This is a genomic window from Nocardioides sp. NPDC004968, from assembly GCF_040608935.1.
Lineage (GTDB): Bacteria > Actinomycetota > Actinomycetes > Propionibacteriales > Nocardioidaceae > Nocardioides.
The window spans coordinates 498,174-518,864 of record NZ_JBEXJF010000001.1 but is presented as its reverse complement, the minus strand read 5'-3'; the positions used below and the strand labels follow the sequence as shown (position 1 = coordinate 518,864).

20 protein-coding genes are annotated in these 20,691 nt (G+C 71.5%); 8 read left to right on the top strand and 12 right to left on the bottom strand.

Annotated elements, in window-relative coordinates:
* Position 1 precedes the first annotated feature (1 nt).
* Both ABZU72_RS02470 and ABZU72_RS02465 read right to left on the bottom strand, forming a co-directional pair.
* A complete protein-coding gene (locus ABZU72_RS02470; RefSeq protein WP_355017319.1) occupies positions 2 to 673 on the bottom strand; it encodes a DUF4194 domain-containing protein in 672 nt (223 codons plus the stop codon).
* A gap of 62 nt (positions 674 to 735) precedes the next feature.
* Positions 736 to 2,247, bottom strand: coding sequence for a DUF3375 domain-containing protein (locus tag ABZU72_RS02465; protein WP_355017318.1), 1,512 nt, complete (start codon positions 2,245 to 2,247; stop codon positions 736 to 738).
* A 100-nt stretch (positions 2,248 to 2,347) separates the two neighbouring features.
* On the opposite strand from ABZU72_RS02465, the gene ABZU72_RS02460 reads away from it, so the two are divergent.
* Entirely contained in the window at positions 2,348 to 3,529 is a 1,182-nt protein-coding gene (locus ABZU72_RS02460) for an Ig-like domain-containing protein (protein WP_355017317.1), read from the top strand.
* A gap of 6 nt (positions 3,530 to 3,535) precedes the next feature.
* Here ABZU72_RS02460 and ABZU72_RS02455 read toward each other — a convergent pair whose 3' ends face one another.
* On the bottom strand, positions 3,536 to 4,492 hold the full coding sequence (locus ABZU72_RS02455; protein ID WP_355017316.1) for a TetR/AcrR family transcriptional regulator C-terminal domain-containing protein: 957 nt from the start codon (positions 4,490 to 4,492) through the stop codon (positions 3,536 to 3,538).
* A gap of 125 nt (positions 4,493 to 4,617) precedes the next feature.
* On the opposite strand from ABZU72_RS02455, the gene ABZU72_RS02450 reads away from it, so the two are divergent.
* Positions 4,618 to 5,871 (top strand): FAD-dependent monooxygenase, encoded by a 1,254-nt coding sequence (locus ABZU72_RS02450; RefSeq protein WP_355017315.1) that lies wholly within the window; start codon positions 4,618 to 4,620, stop codon positions 5,869 to 5,871.
* Positions 5,872 to 5,970: 99 nt separating this feature from the next.
* Here ABZU72_RS02450 and ABZU72_RS02445 read toward each other — a convergent pair whose 3' ends face one another.
* Positions 5,971 to 6,399: an SRPBCC family protein gene (locus tag ABZU72_RS02445; RefSeq protein WP_355017314.1), complete on the bottom strand. Its 429-nt coding sequence runs from the start codon at positions 6,397 to 6,399 to the stop codon at positions 5,971 to 5,973.
* 75 nt (positions 6,400 to 6,474) lie between these two features.
* Between ABZU72_RS02445 and ABZU72_RS02440 the strand changes: the two genes are divergently transcribed.
* Positions 6,475 to 6,921 (top strand): hypothetical protein, encoded by a 447-nt coding sequence (locus ABZU72_RS02440; protein ID WP_355017313.1) that lies wholly within the window; start codon positions 6,475 to 6,477, stop codon positions 6,919 to 6,921.
* Here ABZU72_RS02440 and ptsP read toward each other — a convergent pair.
* Positions 6,911 to 8,587 (bottom strand): phosphoenolpyruvate--protein phosphotransferase, encoded by a 1,677-nt coding sequence (gene ptsP, locus ABZU72_RS02435; protein WP_355017312.1) that lies wholly within the window; start codon positions 8,585 to 8,587, stop codon positions 6,911 to 6,913. The two genes, ABZU72_RS02440 and ptsP, sit on opposite strands and share 11 nt — an antisense overlap.
* A gap of 106 nt (positions 8,588 to 8,693) precedes the next feature.
* On the opposite strand from ptsP, the gene ABZU72_RS02430 reads away from it, so the two are divergent.
* The 5 genes from ABZU72_RS02430 to ABZU72_RS02410 all read left to right on the top strand — a co-directional run bounded on the left by ABZU72_RS02430 (position 8,694) and on the right by ABZU72_RS02410 (position 13,430).
* The gene (locus ABZU72_RS02430) at positions 8,694 to 9,476 is read left to right on the top strand and encodes a DeoR/GlpR family DNA-binding transcription regulator (RefSeq protein WP_355017311.1); all 783 of its coding nucleotides are present in this window, start codon (positions 8,694 to 8,696) and stop codon (positions 9,474 to 9,476) included.
* Positions 9,473 to 10,426 (top strand): hexose kinase, encoded by a 954-nt coding sequence (locus tag ABZU72_RS02425; RefSeq protein WP_355017310.1) that lies wholly within the window; start codon positions 9,473 to 9,475, stop codon positions 10,424 to 10,426. The genes ABZU72_RS02430 and ABZU72_RS02425 overlap by 4 nt, the downstream gene beginning before the upstream one ends.
* On the top strand, positions 10,423 to 12,483 hold the full coding sequence (locus ABZU72_RS02420; protein ID WP_355017335.1) for a fructose-specific PTS transporter subunit EIIC: 2,061 nt from the start codon (positions 10,423 to 10,425) through the stop codon (positions 12,481 to 12,483). Before ABZU72_RS02425 ends, ABZU72_RS02420 begins: the two co-directional genes overlap by 4 nt.
* A gap of 29 nt (positions 12,484 to 12,512) precedes the next feature.
* A complete protein-coding gene (locus tag ABZU72_RS02415) occupies positions 12,513 to 12,770 on the top strand; it encodes an HPr family phosphocarrier protein (RefSeq protein WP_160023680.1) in 258 nt (85 codons plus the stop codon).
* Between the two features lie 84 nt (positions 12,771 to 12,854).
* A complete protein-coding gene (locus ABZU72_RS02410; RefSeq protein ID WP_355017309.1) occupies positions 12,855 to 13,430 on the top strand; it encodes a DUF5134 domain-containing protein in 576 nt (191 codons plus the stop codon).
* A 3-nt stretch (positions 13,431 to 13,433) separates the two neighbouring features.
* On the opposite strand, the gene ABZU72_RS02405 is transcribed toward ABZU72_RS02410, so the two are convergent.
* The 7 genes from ABZU72_RS02405 to ABZU72_RS02375 form a co-directional block, all read right to left on the bottom strand.
* Positions 13,434 to 14,711, bottom strand: coding sequence for a pyridoxal-phosphate dependent enzyme (locus ABZU72_RS02405; protein WP_355017308.1), 1,278 nt, complete (start codon positions 14,709 to 14,711; stop codon positions 13,434 to 13,436).
* 2 nt (positions 14,712 to 14,713) lie between these two features.
* On the bottom strand, positions 14,714 to 16,093 hold the full coding sequence (locus ABZU72_RS02400; RefSeq protein ID WP_355017307.1) for an alanine racemase: 1,380 nt from the start codon (positions 16,091 to 16,093) through the stop codon (positions 14,714 to 14,716).
* Positions 16,090 to 17,307, bottom strand: a complete 1,218-nt coding sequence (locus ABZU72_RS02395) for a copper chaperone (protein WP_355017306.1) — start codon at positions 17,305 to 17,307, stop codon at positions 16,090 to 16,092. Before ABZU72_RS02395 ends, ABZU72_RS02400 begins: the two co-directional genes overlap by 4 nt.
* Positions 17,308 to 17,310: 3 nt before the next feature.
* Entirely contained in the window at positions 17,311 to 18,495 is a 1,185-nt protein-coding gene (locus tag ABZU72_RS02390) for an aminotransferase class V-fold PLP-dependent enzyme (protein ID WP_355017305.1), read from the bottom strand.
* Positions 18,496 to 18,513: 18 nt separating this feature from the next.
* Positions 18,514 to 18,738: a heavy metal-associated domain-containing protein gene (locus ABZU72_RS02385; protein WP_160023692.1), complete on the bottom strand. Its 225-nt coding sequence runs from the start codon at positions 18,736 to 18,738 to the stop codon at positions 18,514 to 18,516.
* An 86-nt stretch (positions 18,739 to 18,824) separates the two neighbouring features.
* Positions 18,825 to 19,532, bottom strand: coding sequence for a GAP family protein (locus tag ABZU72_RS02380; protein WP_355017304.1), 708 nt, complete (start codon positions 19,530 to 19,532; stop codon positions 18,825 to 18,827).
* Positions 19,533 to 19,590: 58 nt separating this feature from the next.
* The gene (locus ABZU72_RS02375; RefSeq protein WP_355017303.1) at positions 19,591 to 20,640 is read right to left on the bottom strand and encodes a formylglycine-generating enzyme family protein; all 1,050 of its coding nucleotides are present in this window, start codon (positions 20,638 to 20,640) and stop codon (positions 19,591 to 19,593) included.
* Between the last annotated feature and the right edge of the window lie 51 nt (positions 20,641 to 20,691).

The window sequence follows — 20,691 nt, the reverse complement described above, 5'->3', positions numbered from 1 at the left end:
TTCACTGCTCGGTCTCCTCTTCGTCGCCGGCGCTCACGGCTCGACCGCCGGACTCCTTCAGCCACGCCTTGAGCTCTGCGAGCTTCTCGACGCTGAGCACGATCTCGACGAGCGGGGTGATCCGGTAGCGGTCCTCGGACTCCTCCTCGATCAGCCCCTCGCGAGCGAGCCGGTCGACTGCCCGGCGGATCTCGCGGCGCGCGGAGGCGTCGCCGCTGGCGACGTCGAAGTAGGTGAGTACGGTCTGCTCCAGCTCGTCGGCGTCAACCCGCGCGGAGTTCTCCCCCGCGCCTCGCTCGCGCTGGAAGACGGTGCGGAGATGGACCAGCACGAGCGTCTCGGCCCGTGAGTAGGCGTCGTCCTTGAGCAGCACCGGCACGTCGAGCTCCTCCGAGCGCACCTGTCGCTTGTAGGCGATGCCCCGGTCGTGGTCGACGACGAGCCGGATGAACAGGTCGTGGAGCCGGGACTCGACCACCGCCTGGTGGTCGAGCAACGTACGCCACTGCCGCGGGCTCTTCTCGGCCGTGATGAACCGGCGGCGCAGCAGCTGGACCAGCACCCGGCGGATGTCGGCGTCGAGGACGCCGCGGTCGCCGACGAAGAGCTCGGTCGGGTCGTCCTCCATCGAGACGGGCTCGATGAAGCCTTCCGGCTCGCTGCCGTAGGCCACGGCCTCAGCCTCAACCTCAACCTGAGGGTCAACCTCGACCTCGGTCGGTGTCACCGTCTCACTCAACGCCCATCCCCTTTGCCATCCGCCGCCCTCGTTGTGCTGAGCCTCACTCCGCCGAACGCGAACCGTCGCCGCACCCCGTCGGCCCGGACCGCCTCGATCGTAGAGATCTCCCCCGTCTCGGCCATCCCGCGCCGGTGGGCGATCTCCAGCAGCCCGAGCAGGTCGACAGGGCGCCGGATCTCCTCCGGCGCGGCCGCGAAGACCTCGGCCAGGTCCATCGGTTCCTCGGCCCCGTGGGTCGCCAGATAGGCGTCCAGGTGGGCCTCGATCGCCCGGTAGCCCGGCCCACCCCAAGCCCTGGTGTCCTCGACCGCGCTCTCCACATCGCCCCAGTCGGCGAGCGGCGCCGGCGGCTCAGGCGGTCGCAGCTCGCTGACCGACTGGCGCAGGTGACCGAGGTCGGCGACGGGCAGCCGGCGCAGCGGCTCGACGGACTCGGCCGGGCGCGAGGACGGCATCCACGCCTGGAAACCGACCATCACATCGCGCAGCAGGTCGTCGACCTGCCGATCGCGGGCCGGGTCGTGCGTACGCACCTGGGTGGTGATCACGTGGGAGGCGGTCTGCTGGGCGGCCAGCACCTCGGCGACGCCCGTCTCGATCCGGCGTCCGACCGCGGCCAGCTCGGCCCGCTCGGGCGGACCCATCTGCCGGGTGAACCGATGTCGCAGCACGGTGTGCAGGTTGGTGGCCAGGTCGTCGAGGCGGCGCGGGTCACCGATCATCCTCAGCGCACCGGCGAACGCCTTGCCCTCCGGCGTAGAGCCCATCACGTCCTTGCCGCGCTGCAGATACTCGCGCAGGACCTCACCGGCCGGACGTACGTCCTGACGCAGGTCGGTCACCACGTCACGCTGCATTGCCCGGATCGACTCGACCACCCGCGCGAAGTCGGCGGGGAGCTCACGGGTCAGATGGAGGATGTTCTCGGCCTGCTCCAGCAGGGTGTCGTCATCGACGGCGTCGACGACGCCGGTGCGGTCCAGGCGGGCGATCTCGGCGCGTCGCTCGGCGATCTCCTCGGTCAGCCGCGCCACCCGGGTCAGCACGTCGGGGTCGGCGTCCAGGGCGAGCCGCTCGACCGCCTCCAGCAGCGTCCGGACCCGCGACTCCGAGACCCGCGCCCGAGACCCGCTCGCCCGGCCGGCGATCTCGAGGGCGCCCACCGCGTGCGCGGAGAGCCGGTAGACCTCGTCCTCGCCCTCGATCTGGCGCAGCAGCCACCCGGCGCGCACCCACTGGCGGCACAGCTCACGGGCCGTGCCGACCGGCAGCATCACCTCGCCACCCTCGCCCTCGGCATGGCCGGTCGCCCGGAGCCGGTCCACCATGTCGCCGATCTCGGCGTGCGCGTCCACCACCGGCACGGCGGCCCGCTCGGAGGTGAAGGTCACTGAGAGCACCGCCACCACGAACGGCGCGAACCGGCCGTGCAGGAGGTCGAGCATCGGGTTCTTGAAGGCGGCCAGAGCCCCGGCGTACGCCGCCTCGACGCGAGTATCACTCATCGGCAGATACCGTACGTGGCAGCACCGACAACACCACAAACCTTCATCACACGCGCGGACACGCCGAGAATTCGGTTGCCGCCTACCGCATAGTTATCCCATGCGGGTTCGTCCTTTTCCTGTCGTAGTGGCCGTGGTGGCCCTGATCGCACTCTCCGGCTGCGCCGGGAACTCCGAGAGCCCGGAGTCCGCCGCGAAGGGCGAGTCGGCCAGCGCCTCGCCGTCCGCGGAGGCCCTCACCGCCAAGATCTCCCCCGCCGACGGCGCCAAGGACGTACCGGTCGACAGCACCGTGACGGTGACCGCGACCTCGGGCGAGTTCACGAGCGTGAAGGTCGCCAAGCCCGACGGACGCACCGTGCCCGGCTCGCTCTCCGAGGACAAGTTGACGTGGACCGCCAACGACCTGCTCGACCCGGCGCTGCGCTACACGGTCACCGCCACCGGTGAGACCGGCAAGGTGACCAGCAGCTTCACCACCCGCTCGCTCTCCCTGGCCCAGCAGACCTTCGCCACGATCGTCCCCGTCGACAAGTCCGAGGTCGGCGTCGGTATGCCGGTCGCGGTCTACTTCGACGTGCCGGTCAAGGACCATGCCTCCTTCGAGAAGCGCATGCACGTCACCTCCACCCCGGCGCAGACCGGCTCCTGGTACTGGGTCTCCGACACCGAGGCCCGCTACCGCCCGCAGGCCTACTGGAAGCCGGGCACCACCATCAAGGTCGACCTCGACATCAACGGCGCCTCCGCCGGCGGGGACGTCTACGGCCAGCACAGCCGCACCGCCACCTACAAGGTCGGTGACGCGCACGTCTTCAAGGTCAACGCGCGTACGCATCAGATGAAGGTCTTCAGCAACGGCAAGCTGCTGCGTACGATCCCGATCACCACCGGCAAGCCCGGCTTCACCACGCGGTCGGGGATCAAGGTCATCTCCGAGAAGCACCGCGTCAAGGAGATGCGCTCGGAGACGATCGGCATCTCCGACCAGAGCTCGAGCGACTACTACTCCCTCGACGACGTCGAGTACGCCATGCGGATCAGCAACTCCGGCGAGTTCATCCACGCCGCGCCGTGGTCGACCGGGTCCCAGGGCTACGCCAATGTCTCCCACGGCTGCACCGGCCTCTCCACCGCCAACGCCGCCTGGCTCTACGGCCTGGCCCGCATCGGCGACGTCGTCGAGACCACCGGCACCGACCGGAAGATGGAGTGGGACAACGGCTTCGGCGACTGGAACCTGTCCTGGGCCGAATACCAGAAGGGCTCGGCCCTGCGCTGACTCTGGTCAGGCCTTCGTCATCACCGCCAGCCCGTCCAGGTGACGCGCCAGACCGTACTCGAACAACGCGTCCAGATCCGGCGGCGCATCCTCGGACATCCGCGCCAGCAGCGGGAACCGGTCGCTCGTGAGCACCTCACGACGCCGGGCTCGTTGGCTCTCCGACCAGCGGCTCAGGCTCAGGCCGGTCCTTCGCTCGGCCGCGGTCTCACGAGCGTTGGAGAGGGCGACGGTGACAACCAGCCCGTGCAGCGTGAGCGCCTCCTGGAGGCGTACGTCCATCGGGAGCTCGAGCTCGTCCAGCGCCCGCATCGTCCACTCGGTGTGGTCCATCATGTGCGGAACGAAGGTGGGCCGGGTGAACGAGATGACCTGCGGCAGCCACCGGTGACGCCGGCACAGTCGCCAGTGCTCGCGCGCGACCAGCTCGAGCTTGGCGCGCCAGCCCGGCGGGCCGTGCTCGGGCAGAGCGAGATCACCGAAGACGAGATCGGCCATCTGGGCCAGCAGGTCGTCCTTGCTCGTGACGTAGCGGTAGAGGGACATCGGCCCGAGTTCCAGGCTGCTCGCCAGGCGGCGCATCGACAACGCCTGGAGTCCGTCGGAATCGGCCACGTCGACAGCGGCACGAAGGATGCGGGCACTCAGCACCTCCTGCTCCGCTGACCCGGGCTGTCGTGCGGGTGGACGCGCCGGCCGCGGGCTGACCACGGTGCCCGAGCCCACCCTCGTCTCCACGAGCCCCGCCTCGCGCAGAGCGGCGATCACCTTCGTCGCGGTCGCCACCGCGACGCCCCACTGCCGAGCGATCGCCCGGATCGACGGGACCCGGTCACCGGGGCGGAGCTCGCCGATGGTGATCCGGGAGCCGATCTCCGCGGCGATGACTCGGTAGGGCGGATCACGTCGTTCCGAAGGCGGCATCAGCGGTCCGATCTGGTCGAGGGAGGGGAGGCGGGGCATATCGTACTAGTTCACTTTCGACCGGAAACTAGTGCACTTCGCGCGATCTTCGCTTGCTGAGCCACCCGCATCGGTGAATACGGTGTACGCGCATCAACGAATTCAGGATGAGAGAAGGAGCACGAATGAGAAACCGCGACGTTCTCGTGACGGGTAGTGGCATTGCCGGGACGACCCTGGCCCACCTGCTGTGTCGCTACGGGTTCAGACCGACGGTGGTGGAGCGATCGCCTGGACCACGGACGGGCCGTCACGCGATCGACATCCGCGGGACGGCCCGCGAGGTGATCGGGCACCTGCGGCTTGTACCCCAGGTCCGCGCGGCCCTGCTCGCCGCACGAGGCATGGCCTTCATCGATGAGCGCGGTCACCGCCAGGCCAGCTTCGACCCGGACGTCTTCGGCCCCTCGGGCGGACCCGCCGCCGAGTGGACGCTGCTGCGCACCGACCTGGCCACCATCCTCTACGAGGCGACCAAGGACGAGGTCGAGTTCGTCTTCGACGACGCGATCACTGAGGTCACCCAGGACGCGGACGGCGTCACCGTCGCGTTCGAGAAGGGACAGAGCCGGCGCTTCGACCTCGTGGTCGGCGCCGACGGTGTCCACTCCGACCTGCGCCGGATGACCTTCGGGCCCGAGGAGCGCTACGTCCACGACCTCGACTCCTACCTGTGCCTCTACTCGGTCAGCTCCGCGATGGAGCACGACTGGCAGCTGATGTACACGATGCCGGGCAACGATGGCCGCCCCGGCCGCACCGCCGGCATGCGGCCGCTCCCGGGCACCGACCGTGCCCTGGCGGCCTTCTTCTTCCGGGGCCGCGGGTTCTCCTACGACCGGCGCGATGTCGAGGCCCAGAAGCAGATGGTGGTGCGTACGTTCCAGGACGCCGGCTGGGTCGTGCCTCGCGTGCTGCCCCAGATCTGGGACAGTCCCGACTTCTACTTCGACCGGGTCGAGCAGGTGCAGATGGACACCTGGTCGAGCGACCGGGTCGCGCTCGTGGGCGACGCCGCCTACTGCGCCTCGCCGATGTCGGGCATCGGCACCAGCCTCGCGCTGGTCGGCGCCTACGTGCTCGCCGGCGAGCTGGCCAAGGCCGACGGCGACCACCGGATCGCGTTGCCTGCCTACGAGGCAGGGATGCGCGCGTTCGTCGACCGCGCCCAAGTCTTCGCCCGCACCTCGGGCGACGGCGGCCTGATGCCGGACACACCCACCCAGATGTGGCTGCGCAACCTCTCGATCCGCGCGATGCGGTTCCTGCCCAGGCGGCTGGTCGGCCGCGGCTTGGAGAAGGTCGCCGATACGGTCTCACTCGCCGACCACGCCGCCCCGAGCGCCGACCGAGCGCTCACCGCGCGAAGGAAGGCCTGATGAGCGCCTCCTCCACTGCCATGGCCACCGCAGCACCGGTACGCGGCCGCTTGCGGGCCGCCTGGATCCTGCTTCCGCTTCTGCTGGTGATCTCCGCGGCTATGTCGCCCGTGCGCTCAGCCCACGGCGACAGCCGCGCATCATCTGCCGGTGGTTCCAGGTCAGCACCGGCCGCAGCAGCATCGAGGCCACGCCGAGCAGGCCGCGTACGGCGACCTCCTGCTCGAACACCATCCGGCTCCCACCCGGCGCCGGCGTCAGTGTCCACCGCGCGAACCCGTCCAGGTCGCCGCCGAGGCCTACCTCCAGCGTCGGCAGGTCGCGGCTGACCGCGTGCAGCACGATCTCCAGGTCGTACGGCAGCGCCGAGCGGCACACCAGCAGGGCATCGTCCTCCCCCAGCTTCACCACCGCCCGCACCTGCGGCCACCACTCGGGATAGCGCTCCAGGTCGACCAGCATGGCCCGTACCGCCTCCGGAGGGCTCGGGATCACCCAGGTCTCCCTGAACACATAGCGAGCATGCACGGGCTCAGTCTGCCAACAGGCCAGACATAGCGTGGCCGAGTCGACACAGGACGGTCGGCGGGGATACTTCTCGCCATGAACCGTCTCGGACCGGTCCCGCCGGTGATCCCGTACGCCGGCCAGCACGACGGGCCACGGCGCGTGCTCTCGTTGCGTCTGCGCCGAGGCCTCATTGCTACGGCGTCGGCGAGCGTCAACATCGACGGCGCGGTGTACCCACAGCAGTGGGGCGAGAGCGCTTTCGAGATCCCCGCGAACCGGCCGGTCGCGATCGCCGTTTATCAGCACGGTCGTAGCGGGCAGGTCGGACTGGCAACCGCGGTCCTCGGGCCTGACCACACTCCGACGCTGGAATACCGGGGCCCGGCCCACCTGGCGATGGCCGGCGAGCTCGGCGCACCAGGCACGGTCCGCCAGCGCGGCGTCGTCGTTCAGAGTGGACTGTGTGGCTGCCTGATCGTCCTGCTCCTCCTGCTTCTGGGATTCATCGTCTTCGTCTTCACCAGCCTGGTCACCCGATGAGCTCGGCGACAGTCTGACGCCCTAGTTGCGGCGAGAGCGCGCCGAGAGCGGCCTCGGCGGCTTCGTCGCACAGTCCGGCGGTCACGGACTCGAGTCGGGCGCCGACGGCAGCCACGGCCGCGGGTGCCATCGACAGCGAGGTGACACCCAGCCCGACGAGCACAGGCGCGAGCAGCGGGTCGGCGGCGGCCTCGCCGCAGATGCCGACGGGCTTGCCGGCCGTACGCCCCGCCTCGGCGGTGATCGCGATGAGCTGCAGCACCGCCGACTGCCAGGGATCGGTGAGGTGGGCGAGGTCGGTGGCGAGTCGGTCGGCGGCCATGGCGTACTGGGTCAGGTCGTTGGTGCCGATGGAGAGGAAGTCGACGACCTCCAGCATTCGGTGGGCCATCAGCGCCGCAGCCGGCACCTCGACCATGACGCCCGGCTTGAGGCCGCGGGCGCGGACCAGGGCGGCGAAGTCGGCGGCCTCCTGGACGGTGGCGACCATCGGCGCCATCACCCAGGTGTCGGCTCCGGTGCGCTCGGCGGCGATAGCGATGGCGTCGAGCTGGCGCTCCAGCAGGCCGGGGTTGTCGGCGGCGAGCCGCAGGCCGCGTACGCCCAGGGCCGGGTTCTCCTCGCCCTCATGGGTCGCGAAGGCGATCGGCTTGTCCGAGCCCGCGTCCAGGGTGCGTACGACGACGTGGCCGCGGCCGGCGAAGGGGGCGAGCACCTCGGCGTAGACGTCGGCCTGCTCGGCCACGGTGGGCTCCTCGCGACGGTCGAGGAAGCTGAGCTCGGTGCGGAAGAGGCCCACGCCCTCGACCTGGCCGGCGGCCGCGTCTCGTGCCGAGGAGCCATCGGCGACGTTGGCGAGCAGGGCCACCGGGTGGCCGTCGGCCGTGCGCCCGGGCCCGGTCCAGGCGGCGACCGCCTGGCGCCGGGCGAGGTCGGCCTCGGCGCGGGCGGCGGCGTCGGGGCCCGGCTCCAGGTCGACGATCCCGGCCTGGCCGTCGACGAGCACAGGTGTCCCCGCGACGATGCCGGTCGCGCCGGCAACCCCGACCAGGCACGGGATGCCGAGCTGGCGGGCGATGATCGCGGTGTGACTGGTGGGGCCGCCCCGCTCGGTGACCAGCGCGACCACCCGCGCCGGGTCGAGAGCGGCGGTGTCGGAGGGCGCCAGGTCGGCGGCCACCAGGACGCACCGCCCCTCGGGCACGTCCACGCCGGGCTCAGGCTCGCCGGCGAGGTGGGCGAGGACCCGGCGTTCGATGTCGCGCAGGTCGGTGACCCGCTCGGCCATCAGGCCACCCATCCCGCTGAACAGCGTGGCAAACTGCTCCACCGCCGCCGCGACGGAGGCGACCGGCCCCTCCCCCGCACGCAGGTGCTTCTCCACGGCGACTCGCAGCCCCTTGTCACGGGCCAGGCCCGCGCTCGCGCTCAGGACGGACGCGGCTGCGCCGGAGGCGGCCTCGGCCCGGCGGGCGTATCCGTCGGCGACGGCGGTGGCGGCCTCCTCGTAGGCCGCGAGCGCGTCCTCGGGCTGGTCGAAGCCGCGCCGTTCGAAGGCCTCCAGCGCGGCGGGATCGACCTCGGTCCGCACCACGTGGACGGGCGCCAGCACGATCCCGGGGACCACCGGAGTGCCGGAGAGGATAGATGAGTGAGACGTGACCATGGCCACAAATATCTGCCCTAACCCCTTGACTAGTCAACACATTCGGGCATAAAACAACATATGTGGGCATTCACAACGCCGAAACCCACCCGAAACCACACCGATCATGAAGGAGGCCGGGATGTACGCCGAGGAGCGACAGATCGCGACGGCCCGTCTCGTCGCCGAGCGCGGGCGGATATCCGTGGCCGACATCGCCGAGCGGTTCGAGGTCACCACCGAGACCGTGCGCCGAGACCTCTCGACGCTGGAGCGACGGGGCCTGGTCCGCCGGGTCCACGGTGGGGCGGTTCCGGTGGAGACCATGGCCGTGCTCGAGTCCGCGCTCGGCGAGCGCGAGCAGACCTTCACCGCGCAGAAGGACCGCATCGCCCGGGCCGCGCTCGCACTCCTCCCCACCGAAGGCGGCACCATCGCGATCGACGCCGGCACGACGACCAGCAGATTCGCCCACGCGCTGCCGCGCGACCACCACCTCACCGTGGTGACCCACGCGGTCCCGGTCGCCGCCATGCTGGCCGGCAGCCCTCAGATCGAGCTCCACCTGCTGCCCGGTCGCGTCCGGCCGGCCACCCAGGCCGCGGTCGGCGCCGAGACCGTGGACGCGCTGAGCCGCCTGCGGGTCGACGTCACCTTCGTGGCCACCAACGGGCTGACGCTGGCCCACGGCCTCTCCACCCCCGACCACGAGGAGGCAGCGACCAAGCGCGCGCTGGTCAATGCCGCCCGCCGGGTCGTGTGCCTCACAGACTCCAGCAAGATCGGCGTCGAGACCACACTCCGCTTCGCCGCGCTGGGCAACATCGACGTGCTCGTCACCGACAGCGACATCGACGACGACGTCGCCGACGAGCTCCGTGAGAGCGGCCTCGAGGTGCTGATCGCATGATCGTCACTCTGACCGCCAACCCGAGCATCGACCACACCGTGATGCTCACCAGCGCGCTGCGCCGCGGTGAGGTGCTGCGCGCCCGGACGACCACCTCCCAGCCCGGCGGCAAGGGAGTGAACATCTCCGGAGCGGCGTACGCCGCAGGCGTTCCCACCCGCGCCGTGCTCCCCTGCTCCGACCTCGACCCGATGGTCGCAGAGCTGCGGGCCTCCGGGCTCGACGTGGTCACCGTCGGGCCTGCCGGCCGGCCGCGGATCAACACCACCGTGACCGAGCCCGACGGCACCACCACCAAGCTAAACGGCCCGGGCGCCACCGCGACCCCTGCCCTGCTCGACGCCTTGGCGGCCCGGCTCGTGAAGGAGGCCGAGCAGGCCCGCTGGGTCGTCCTCGCCGGATCGCTGCCGCCCGAAGCCCCGTCCGGTTGGTACGCCGAGGTCGTGAGCGCGCTCCGGTCCACCGGCACCCACATCGCCATCGACACCAGCGAGGCGCCCCTCGAGGCGCTCGCCGCCGGGCTCCCGGCCGGCGCACCCGACCTGCTCAAGCCCAATGCCGAGGAGCTGGCCTCCATCACCGGATCCGACTCCCTCGACGACCCGGCCGCCGCAGCCGCGGCGGCCCGGACCCTGGTCGACCGCGGGGTCACCGCCGTGCTCGCGACCCTCGGAGGAAACGGCGCCGTCCTCGTCTCCGAGGAAGGCACCTGGCACGCCACCCCGCCGCCGACCGAGGTCGTCAGCACGGTCGGTGCCGGCGACAGCTCGCTGTTCGGCTATCTCCTCGCCGACCTTCGCGGACTCTCCGCCCCTGAACGTCTCGGGCTCGCCGTCGCGTACGGCAGTGCAGCCGCCGGCCTCCCCGGCACCACCCTCCCCACCCCACCCCAGGTCCGTGCCGACCTCGTGTCCGTACGCGACCTCGACCCCATCACCGGAGGACTCTGATGTCCGCACTCATCGCCCCCGAGCTCGTGGCCCTCGACGCCGATCTCGGCTCTGACAAGCACGACGTCATCCGTGCGCTGGCGCAGCGCGTGGCCGACGCGGGCCGGGCCACCGACCTCGACGCGCTCGTCGCCGACGCGCTGGCCCGCGAGGAGGTCTCGGCCACCGGTCTCCCCGGCGGCCTGGCGATCCCGCACTGCCGTACGTCCGGGGTCGACGAGCCCGTGGTGTCCTTCGCCCGGCTCTCACCCCCGGTCGACTTCGGCGGCAAGGACGGCCCGGCCGACCTGGCCTTCCTGATCGGGGCACCCGCGGGCGGCGACGCCACCCACCTGACCATCCTGACCAAGCTGGCCCGTGCGCTGGCCCGGCCTGAGTTCGGACAGACCCTGCGCGGGACCGACTCGGCCGAGCAGGCTGCCCAGACCATTCTCGAAGCGGTCGGCGACATGCCGGCCCCGACCAAGAGCGCGACGCCCGAGCCCGCACCTGCCCCGGCTGCGACGGAGAAGCGCACCCTCGTCGCGGTGACCGCCTGCCCGACCGGCATCGCCCACACCTACATGGCGGCCGAGGCACTCGAGGCCGCGGCCGCCCGGGCAGGCGTGGAGATCGCGGTCGAGACGCAGGGCTCGGCCGGGGCGACGCCGTTGCCCGCCGAGACGATCGCCCGCGCCGACGCCGCCATCTTCGCCGTCGACGTCGGTGTCCGCGACCGGAGCCGCTTCGCCGGCAAGCCACTGATCTCCTCCGGTGTGAAGCGTCCGATCGACGACGCCGACGCGATGATCGCCGAGGCGCTCGCCGCCGCCGCGGACCCGAACACCGCCCGCGTGGAGTCCGGCAGAGGCGACTCCTCCGAGTCCGCCGGCACCGCCTCGGAGAGCTGGGGCGGACGGACCCGCCGCGTCCTGATGACCGGCGTCTCCTACATGATCCCGTTCGTCGCCGCCGGCGGCCTGCTGATCGCGCTGAGCTTCCTGCTCGGCGGCTACGACATCACCGACGTCTACGGCGCGGTCATGGTCGACAACACCCTGACCAACCTCCCCGACGTACAGGCCCTCGGTCTCGACCACGCCCTCTTCGACAGCGGCCTCGCCGTCTATCTCGGCGCCCTGTTCTTCGTCATCGGCAAGACCGCGTTCATGCTGTTCATCCCCGCGTTGGCGGGCTATATCGCGTACGCCATCGCCGACCGCCCCGGCATCGCCCCGGGCTTCATCATGGGTGCGCTGGCTGCCAACCTGTTCGGCGTGGTCAACGCCGACGGCGTCGCGGCACCCGCGACCGGCTTCCTCGGCGCGATCGCGGGCGGCGTCCTCGCCGGCGTGATCGCCCACTGGGTCAGCGGATGGCGCGTCCCGAGCTGGGCGCGTGGCCTGATGCCCGTGCTGGTGATCCCGCTGGTGACCTCGATCCTGGCCGGTCTGGTGATGATCATCGTGCTCGGCAAGCCGATCAACTGGCTGATGGAGCAGCTCACCGACGGCCTCGCCGCCCTGGACGGCACCAGCGCCGTCGCCCTCGGCGCGGTGCTCGGCCTGATGATGGCCTTCGACATGGGCGGCCCGCTCAACAAGGTGGCCTACAGCTTCGCCGCCACCGGTGTCGGTGCCGCCTCGCTCGCCGCCGACTCCCCCGAGCTGCGGATCATGGCCGCGGTCATGCTCGCCGGGATGGTCCCGCCGATCGCGCTGGCGCTGGCCACCGTCGTACGTCCCCAGCTCTTCACCCCCGCAGAGCACGAGAACGGCAAGGCCGGCTGGCTGCTCGGCGCCTCGTTCATCACCGAGGGAGCGATCCCCTTCGCCGCGGGCGACCCGATGCGCGTCATCCCGGCGATCATGGTCGGCAGCGCCGTGACCGGCGGCCTCTCCCAGCTCCTCGACGTCGGCGTCCGTGCGCCGCACGGCGGCATCTTCGTCCTCTTCGCCGTCACCAACGTGCTCGGCTACCTGATCGCTCTCGCCGCCGGCGTGATCGTCGGCGCCGGCATGGTGATCGCCCTCAAGTCCCTCGGCCGCGCTCCGGTCCCGGCCGTCGCGACCAGCTGAACCCTCAAACACACCACCGAAGGAGCATCATGCCCACCCAGACCGTCACCGTCGGTTCCGCCGTCGGCCTGCACGCCCGCCCCGCTGCGATCATCTCCGAGAAGGTCGACGAGCTCGGCGCCGAGATCACCCTCGCCGTCCCAGGCGGCGAGCCGGTCGATGCGGCCTCTTCGCTGCTGATCATGACCCTCGGCGCCGCCAACGGCGACAAGGTCGAGGTCACCGGCCCGGACCAGGCCGCGGTCGACACTATCGCCGCGCTCGTCGCGCAGGATCTCGACGCCTGATCTCTCCTCGACGCGTTTGCCGACCTGCGGCACCGATATCGGCGACCGGCCTCCTCGGCGGCGATCCGGTAGTAGATTTTCGGTGTGGTCGATCCTCCCTGGGACCTTCTGCTGACCGTGGCGTTCGTGCTCACGGGCACCGCAGGGATCTGGATCCTCGTGGTCTGCCCACCGTCGGGCACGGAGACCGTTCTCCACCTCAACCACGCCGTGATGAGCGTGGCGATGATCCTGATGATCTGGGTGATCGTCTCGGACGTCGCGGTCTGGGCGCAGGTCGCGCTCTTCGCGGTCCTGGCCCTGGCGCTGCTCGCGGCCCTGCGGCGCGCGAGCGACGGGGCCCGGCGCGCTGACCTGGTCGGTCATCTCGGCCTCAACGCCGCGATGATCTGGATGCTCGCCGCGATGCCGCTGCTGATGGCTGACGTGGGCGGTCTCGAGGGTCATGCGGGTCATGGCAGCGCGGTGGCGATCGCACCGGCCGGGCACACTCCGGGCTGGGCGGTCGCGGTCAACTCGCTGTTCGTCGTGGTCTGCGCGGCCGGGGTGCTGTGGTGGCTGGTGCGGGCGACCGCCGTCCGAGAGCACCGACTGCCGGCCCTCGGCCACGGGCTGATGGCTGCTGGGATGGGCACGATGCTCGTCCTCCTTCCCGCGTGAGGATCAGACTCCCGCGAGCGGGCGGCCGCTGTCCCGCCAGCCGAGCACGCCGCCCTCGAGGTTGTAGGCCCGGCGACCGGTCGCGGCGGCCCGGGCCGCGAACCGCGCCGACCGGTCACCCGTCGGACATACGAATACCACCCGCGACGCCTCCGAGAACGGCATCCCCGCCTCCATGACCTGCTCGAGCAGGTCGTCGCGGAGGTTGATCGCCCCCGGGATGTGGCCGGCCTGGAAGGCCAGCGCCGTGCGTACGTCCACCACGACCACGTGCTCACCCGCAGCGGTCCACGCCTCGATGTCCTCGGGGGCCGCTGAAGGCGCCTCCGAGGCAGGAGCGGGGCTCGCCGCGCCGAACAGGTCGGGGCGGCGGTGGCGGTAGTAGGAGAGGTACGGCTCCATCCGGTCGCACGCGATCACGACCGCTGTGACCGGACCGCCGGGGCCGGACAGGAGCCGTTCCCGAGCGGCGGCATAGGCGGCCCCAGTGGTGGGCCCGGCGAGCACGCCGTGCCGGGTGGCGAGCTCGAGGCTCGCGGAGATCGCGTCGGCCGAGTCGACGGCGGCGATCGCGTCGTAGAAGCCGGGGTCGAAGAGCCCGACCTCCCACATCTCCGCCGCCGAGCGGATGCCGGGGATGAAGTCACCTTCGGCGGCGACGACGCCGATCACGGCGGTCTCCGGGTTGCGCTCGCGCAGGTACGTCGCCGCCCCTCGGGTGGAGCCGGTGGTGCCGAGCCCGCCCACGAGCAGGTCGACCGGGCCGGCGTCGCGGTAGATCTCGCGGCCGGTCTGCTCGTAGTGGGCTCGCAGGTTGTCCGCGTTGGTGTACTGCGAGGTGTGGTGGTAGCGGCCGGGCTCACCATCCATGAGGTCGCCGATCACCCCGAACACGTCATTGGGCGCGGTCGGGTCCGGGCACTCCGAGAGGCCGGGCATCTCGGTCACCTCGGCGCCCAGCAGCGACAGCATCTCGCGGACCTCGCGCACCCGGACCCGGTTGGTGAAGGCCCTGAACCTGACCCCGTGCATCGAGGCGATGATCTGGAGCGCCTTGGCGGTGTTGCCGCTCGATGCCTCCAGGACGACCTGCTCCTCCTCGGCGATCGTCCCGATGTGGTCGCGCAGCAGCGCCCAGGCGACGCGGTCCTTGACGGAGCCGAACGGGTTCGCCGACTCCAGCTTCAGGAAGATCTCGGCCTCGGGCACACGGTGGGCGGCCGGATCGAGCCGCAGCAGCGGGGTGTCGCCGATCATGTCCAGCACGCTGTCGTAACGCATGGTCAGCTCCCGTGGTGGTCGTCTGCGACGAAGGTGAACCGTTCGCCGTCCCAGACCGCCGCGACCTTGGGTGGCGGCGGATGCCCGCCGGCGGAGGACGCCGACAGGTCCATCTGATAGGCGGCGGTGTTGACGAACGCGAGTACGTCGCCGCTGCTCGGCTCGGACTCCAGGAACACCTTGCGGCGGCTCACCAGGTCGGACTCCAGGCACAGCCGGCCGGCGAGGAACACGCCCTCCGCCGGCGGCTCACCACGACCGTCGACTAGCACCGGGTCCAGCAGGACCTCCTGGTCGGCCGGGGTGACCTGGTTGCGGGAGAGGTCGAGCACGACCAGGTCGCGCCCGGCGGCGCGCTTACGGTAGAGCACAGAGGCCAGGGTGACCCCGGCGTGGTCGACCAGGGCCTTGCCCGGTTCGATCCACAGCGTGAGCATGCACTCGCGCAGCACCTCGGCCACCGGTCGCCGCTCGATCTCGGCGGCCAGGAACCGCTCCAGGACGTCGGTGGCGGGGCGGTGGTTGCCGTACTTGTGCGCGGACGGCGCCCCGGCCACTGCTCCGGCTCTCCGGAGCCCGAGGTCGTGACCGGGCCACACCAGCTCCGCCGGACCAGCGGCGACCGCTTGCGAGTACCGCTGGAACGGCTCGGGATCCTCGACGAAGCGCTGCCGGAACCCACCGCCGATGTCGATCACCGAGGGCCGCAGGCCCTTCCGGTGGGCGGCGGCCACGACCGCCATCGACTCGGTCAGGGCATCCACCCGGGCGGCCGGGTCCGCCGTGTCGAGATGGAACGCGACACCGCGCAGGTCGAGGCCGGGGGCGCGGCGTACGGTCTCGAGGGCGGCGTCGGCTTCGGCGAGGTCGATGCCGAACCGAGACTGGGGCACCGCCGGCGAGACGAAGCCGGAGAGCCGCAGCAGGACCGGGACGGCGCTGCCGGCCGGCGCGGCAGCGGCGAGCCGGTCGAGCTCCCAGAGGTCGTCGGCATTGGCGGTGACCCCCAGCGCGGCGATCCGCTCGATGAACGCCGGCGACTTCGGACCTGTCGCCTCGATCCGGTCCGACGTGAACCCCGCGGCCAAGGCCCGGTCGAGCTCGGCCGCGGAGGCCACGTCCGCGCTGAGCCCGGTGGCGGACGCCTCGGCGAGGAGCGCGGCCGAGGCGTTCACCTTGTGCGCGTAGAAGATGTCGTACGGCACGCCGTGACGCCGCAGGACGCCCGCGAGCGCGGTGGTGTTCTCGGCCATGACCTGAGGAAAAACCACGTGGAGCGGTGACCCGAACCGTTCGATCGCCTCACTCACCGCGGCAGCGTCGTCGAGGAAACGGGCGGCGATCGGGTGTCTCGCGGCCGGGAGCGGCAAGCGTTGGCTCACCCCTCGGCCACCGTGTAGCCGGAGTCGCGCAGGTCGGCGAAGACCCGGTCACGCTGCCCGGCGTCGGTGAACCTGGCCCGGACCCGCTTGCCGTGCAGGTCGACCTCGATCAGCTCGGCCGCCTGGGCGTCGAAGACGGCGGTGATCGTCACCCGACAGTGCCGGCAGGTCATGTCCGGGACCCCGAACTCCTGCTCCCCCGCCGCGAACCGTACGTCCCGCGCGGCGGACTCCGGGATCTCGGCTATCCGCACCGCCTCGACCGCGGACCGGAACGCCCCGGTGAGCGCCTCGGCGACGGCGGCGAGCGGCTGGACGCGCTGCCCGTCGACCTGATGGGCTCGCTGCCCGAGGCAGACGGGCCGCTCCCCCGCCGGCAGCAGGGCGTACTGTCGCGAGATCTGGTCGAGCTCGACGTGGTAGCGCTGGATGGCCGCACGTGGCCCCAGGCCCTCCTCGCGGGCCTGGTCCATCACGCCGTGGGCGTCGGCGATGGTGCGGCGCTTCATCTCGGCGAGCAGCGCGACGGTCTCGGCGGTGTAGCGCAGCCGCCCGCCGGTCCCTTCCAGGTTCGCGGGGATCATGCCTCTGCGGTACGTGGAGGCCTGCAGCTCCCAGAACCAGGTCGAGGCCACCGTGCCGTAGAGGCCGGAGGCGCACATCGCCTCGGCGAACTCGACCGGGTCCTCGATCCCGACCTGTCCGGCGAGCATGCCGTGCTGGACGAGCGCTCGGCCGGCGGCCTCGGCTCCGACGCGGAAGATCTCGGCGGGCTCCTGGTCGGTGGTCGTGTCGGCCAGGAGATCGAGCGCGTCGTCGTCGAGCGCGTCCGAACGCGCGGTGACGGGATCGGCCTCGGCGATCGCGTCACCGACGGCGATCACCGCCTCTCTGGCAGCGATCGGCAGCATTGGGCTGAGCGCGCCTGGCCCGATGTGGCCGCTGTTCGCGATCCCGCGGGAGTCGCGCCAGGTGACGCGGTGCGTGGCGCTGACCACCTGGTCGGGCCGGCACGGCCGCATGAAGGACTCCAGGTAGCGCCGTTGTCCGGTGGTGAGCGACCCCCCGGGTTCCGGGGTGAGCTCCTCGACCCGGTAAGCCACCGACACCTCGGCGACTGCGGGGGCCGGGCCGGCCAGGAAGTCGGGGCCGGCCACCTCGGCCAGGATGCGGGCGGCGGTGGCGCGGTCGTACCTGATGCCGTCGTTCTGCACGTGTCAGTCCCTTTCGGCAGCGGCGGCGAGGCCCTGCAGGAGTCGGTCGACGTCGTTCTCGTCGTTGTACAGGTGAAAGCTCACCCGGACCGCGTCCTCCCGCGGCCCGTCCAGACAGTGGTCGCCGGCGCGTACGTACACGCCGCGGCGTTCGAGGGCGAAGGCCACGTCGGCGCCCGCCTGGCCGTCGAGGGAGAAGGCGGCGATGCCGCTGTGGTGCCGGCCCGCGTCGACCGGCGGCCCGAGGAGGGTGACGCCCCCGATCCGGGCGGCGCCGTCGGCGAACCGGGCGGCGAGGGTGGTGAGGTGGCCGCCGACGCGGTCGAGGCCGATGGTGTCGAGGAACGCGGTGGCGCTCGCGAGCGCCGCGGCGCCGGCCCCGTCGAGGCTGCCCTCCTCGGCAGCATCGGTGAGCGGCGAGACGTGTCGCGCCGGCCCGCTCCGCGCGGCCGCCCGGTCGACCGCGATCCGATGATGCTGATCCCGGCGTACGTAGACCGTGCCCGTGCCGGGAGGCCCGAACATCTTGTGGCCCGAGACGACGGCGAGCTCGGCCCGGGAATCGGCCAGGCGCAGGGGCAGCCGCCCGGCGCTCTGGGAGCAGTCGAGACAGACCGTCGCTGACGACGGGATCGCCAGGGCGTCGAGGTCGGTCCGGGTGCCGTGGAGGTTGTGTACGTCGGTGACGACGACGACCGCGGTGCGGTCGCTCGCCGCTCGGGCGAAGTCGTCGGGGTCGATGCGTCCCAGCCGGTCGCGGCGGTACGCCACCGCCCGGACGCCCTGGTGGCGCATCCGCTCGGCGAGCCGGAGCCATGGCCGCACCGTCGAGAGGTGGTCGCCTGGGCAGTAGAGGATGTCCCCGCCGTTCGCGAGCGCCGCGGGTGCCCAGCGATCGGCGAGGAACGCCATCGCACCGGTGGCGCCACGGGTGAAGGCGACCTCGTCGGGGAACGAGGCGCCGAGGAACGCGGCGACGTTGGCGCGGGCATCCTCGAAGCGGCGCAGCGCGTCCCGGGCCCACGGGTGTCCGCCCCTGCCGGGGTTGGCGGCGGGCCCGCGCAGCTCGGCGGTGAGCTGGGCGATGACCGGTTCGGGACAGGGGGTGCCGGACGCGGCGTCGAGGTAGACGAGATCAGGTTCGGCGGTGAGTGCCGGAAAGTGCTGACGGGAGCCGAGGCCGGGCACGGACGACTCCTCGGCCGGTCAGGGTTCGCGAGCGATCGTGAATCCGGCCTTGGCGAGCGTGGATCTGACGACCCTCGGTTCGAGCGGTCCGTCGGCGGTGACGCGGGCGCTCGACACGGCTCCCGGGTTCAGGTCGACCACGACCCCCTCGACGCCCTCCAGGCCACCGAGAGCGCTCGTCACGGTCTCGACACAGCGGTGACAGGTCATTCCATCGATGCGCACTTCGAACTGAACCGACATGAAACTGCCCTTCAGTAGGACTTCGGTGGTCGCCCAAAAATATCACCGAACGAGTGGCCGCGAGGTCGGTTCGCGTCGGTCGGCGCTCAGGCTGTGACCTGTGCGAGCCCGCGACCCACGAACAGCACGCCGAAGGCGAGGAGCACCACGATGCTGATGACGTGGTTGTGGGCGAGGAGCCATCCGGTCGCGGACCGGAGCCAGCCGCGGCCACGCTCGCCAGCAAGGACGAACACGAGCACGGGGACGACGAAGTCGATCATGCTCGCCGCCAGCAGCAGCGCGATGCCGCTGATCTGCGCACTGAGCCTCACATCGGCGGTGACCACGATGCCCAGCCCAGAGACCAGGATGGCCACGTTGGGGTTCACGACCGCCAGCAACAGGCCGGCGACGAGCACCAGGCCGACGGACGGATCACGTAGTGCCGAGACCCAGCCGGGCTCCTCCATAGCCGCCCGGTGCGTCGCCCGTGCCGAGGGAGCACCCGCAGCCGACTGCAACCGCGGCCGGAGCCACGACATGACCGCCACGGCGAGGAAGATGACGCCGACGACGATGCTCATCCAGCCACGAGTCGTCGCCGGATCGTCATTGGCGGCATCAGCCGCCCGCCCAGCCGCCAGCGCGGCGACCGACAGCACCCCGTAGACAGCGAGGAACGGCAGTGCCAGCGCGACGACGTTGCGGAACGGGTGCGAGGACCCGAGCAGGAGCAGGCAGGCGACAACCGCAGCCGGGGTGACCGCCAGCCCCACCATCTCCGGCAGCAGCTGCCCGGCGAGTTCCCACATGGGCACAACCTCGCCAAACGCCCGGCCGCCGTCCTCACCCCTTCCGGGGGAAACCGGTTCAGTCGTCTGCGCGTACGACGCAGCGGAACCCGACGTGCGACGTCGTGTCCCGCACGCCGTGCCCCTGGCGCGCGGCGGGCCGGTAGCGGCGGCAGTATTGCGGCGAGCACAGGTGCGACCCGCCCTTCGTCACCATCCGATCGGTCTCCTTGACCTTCTCGGCGCCGGTGCCGGGGCGTTGGCTGCCGCCGCAGCAGGAGGGCGCAGCGACGTCGACCTGCCGCGAGGGCGTACCCGACCCGGCCCGGCCGTGAGGTGGCGCGATGAGGTCACGGTGGTCGGGTGTCCAGGGAGTGCGGGTCCATTCCCACACGTTGCCGACCATGTCGTAGAGACCGTGCCCGTTCGGCGGGTAGGAGGCGACCGGGCTGGTGCGGTCGTGTCCGCGCGGATCCTCGCTGCGCCACGGCCACTGCCCCTGCCAGGTGTTCGCCATCAGCCGCCCGTCCGGAGACAGCTCGTCACCCCACGCGTAGTCGGAGCCGACGAGGCCACCGCGGGCCGCGTGCTCCCACTCGGCCTCCGTCGGAAGCTCTTTGCCGGCCCAGCGGGCGTACGCCACGGCGTCCTCCCAGCCGACGTGCACGACCGGGTGGTCCGGGATCTCGGTCCAGTCCGCGACCTGGCGTCCGGGCCGGCTCCCCGCATCGGCCGCAGGGCCGTCGGGGTGGCGCCACTGGGCACCGGGCTGCCAGCGCCACCACCGAGTCCAGTCGTGCAACGGGACCGGCCCCGGGGCCTGGGTGAACACCTGCGAACCGGGCACCAGCAGCGCCGGGTCGGCACCAGGGAAGTCGGCCGGGTCGAGGTCGCGCTCGGCGACGGTGACGTACCCGGTGTCGTCCACGAAGGCCGCGAACTGCGCGTTCGTCACCGGGTGCCGATCCCACCGCACGTCACCTACGGAGACCTCGACCACCGGGTGCTCCTCGGGGTAGAAGCGGTCGCTGCCGACAAGGTCCAGGCCGCCGGGGATGAGCACCTGCTCGGTCCCGCTCTTCGGGTCACGAACGTCGAGCTCGATCCTGGCTTGGAAATCCCGGGTCATGGGACGCCTCCGATATGAAGTCTGACGAAACGGTGGCCACGTTCGACTCTC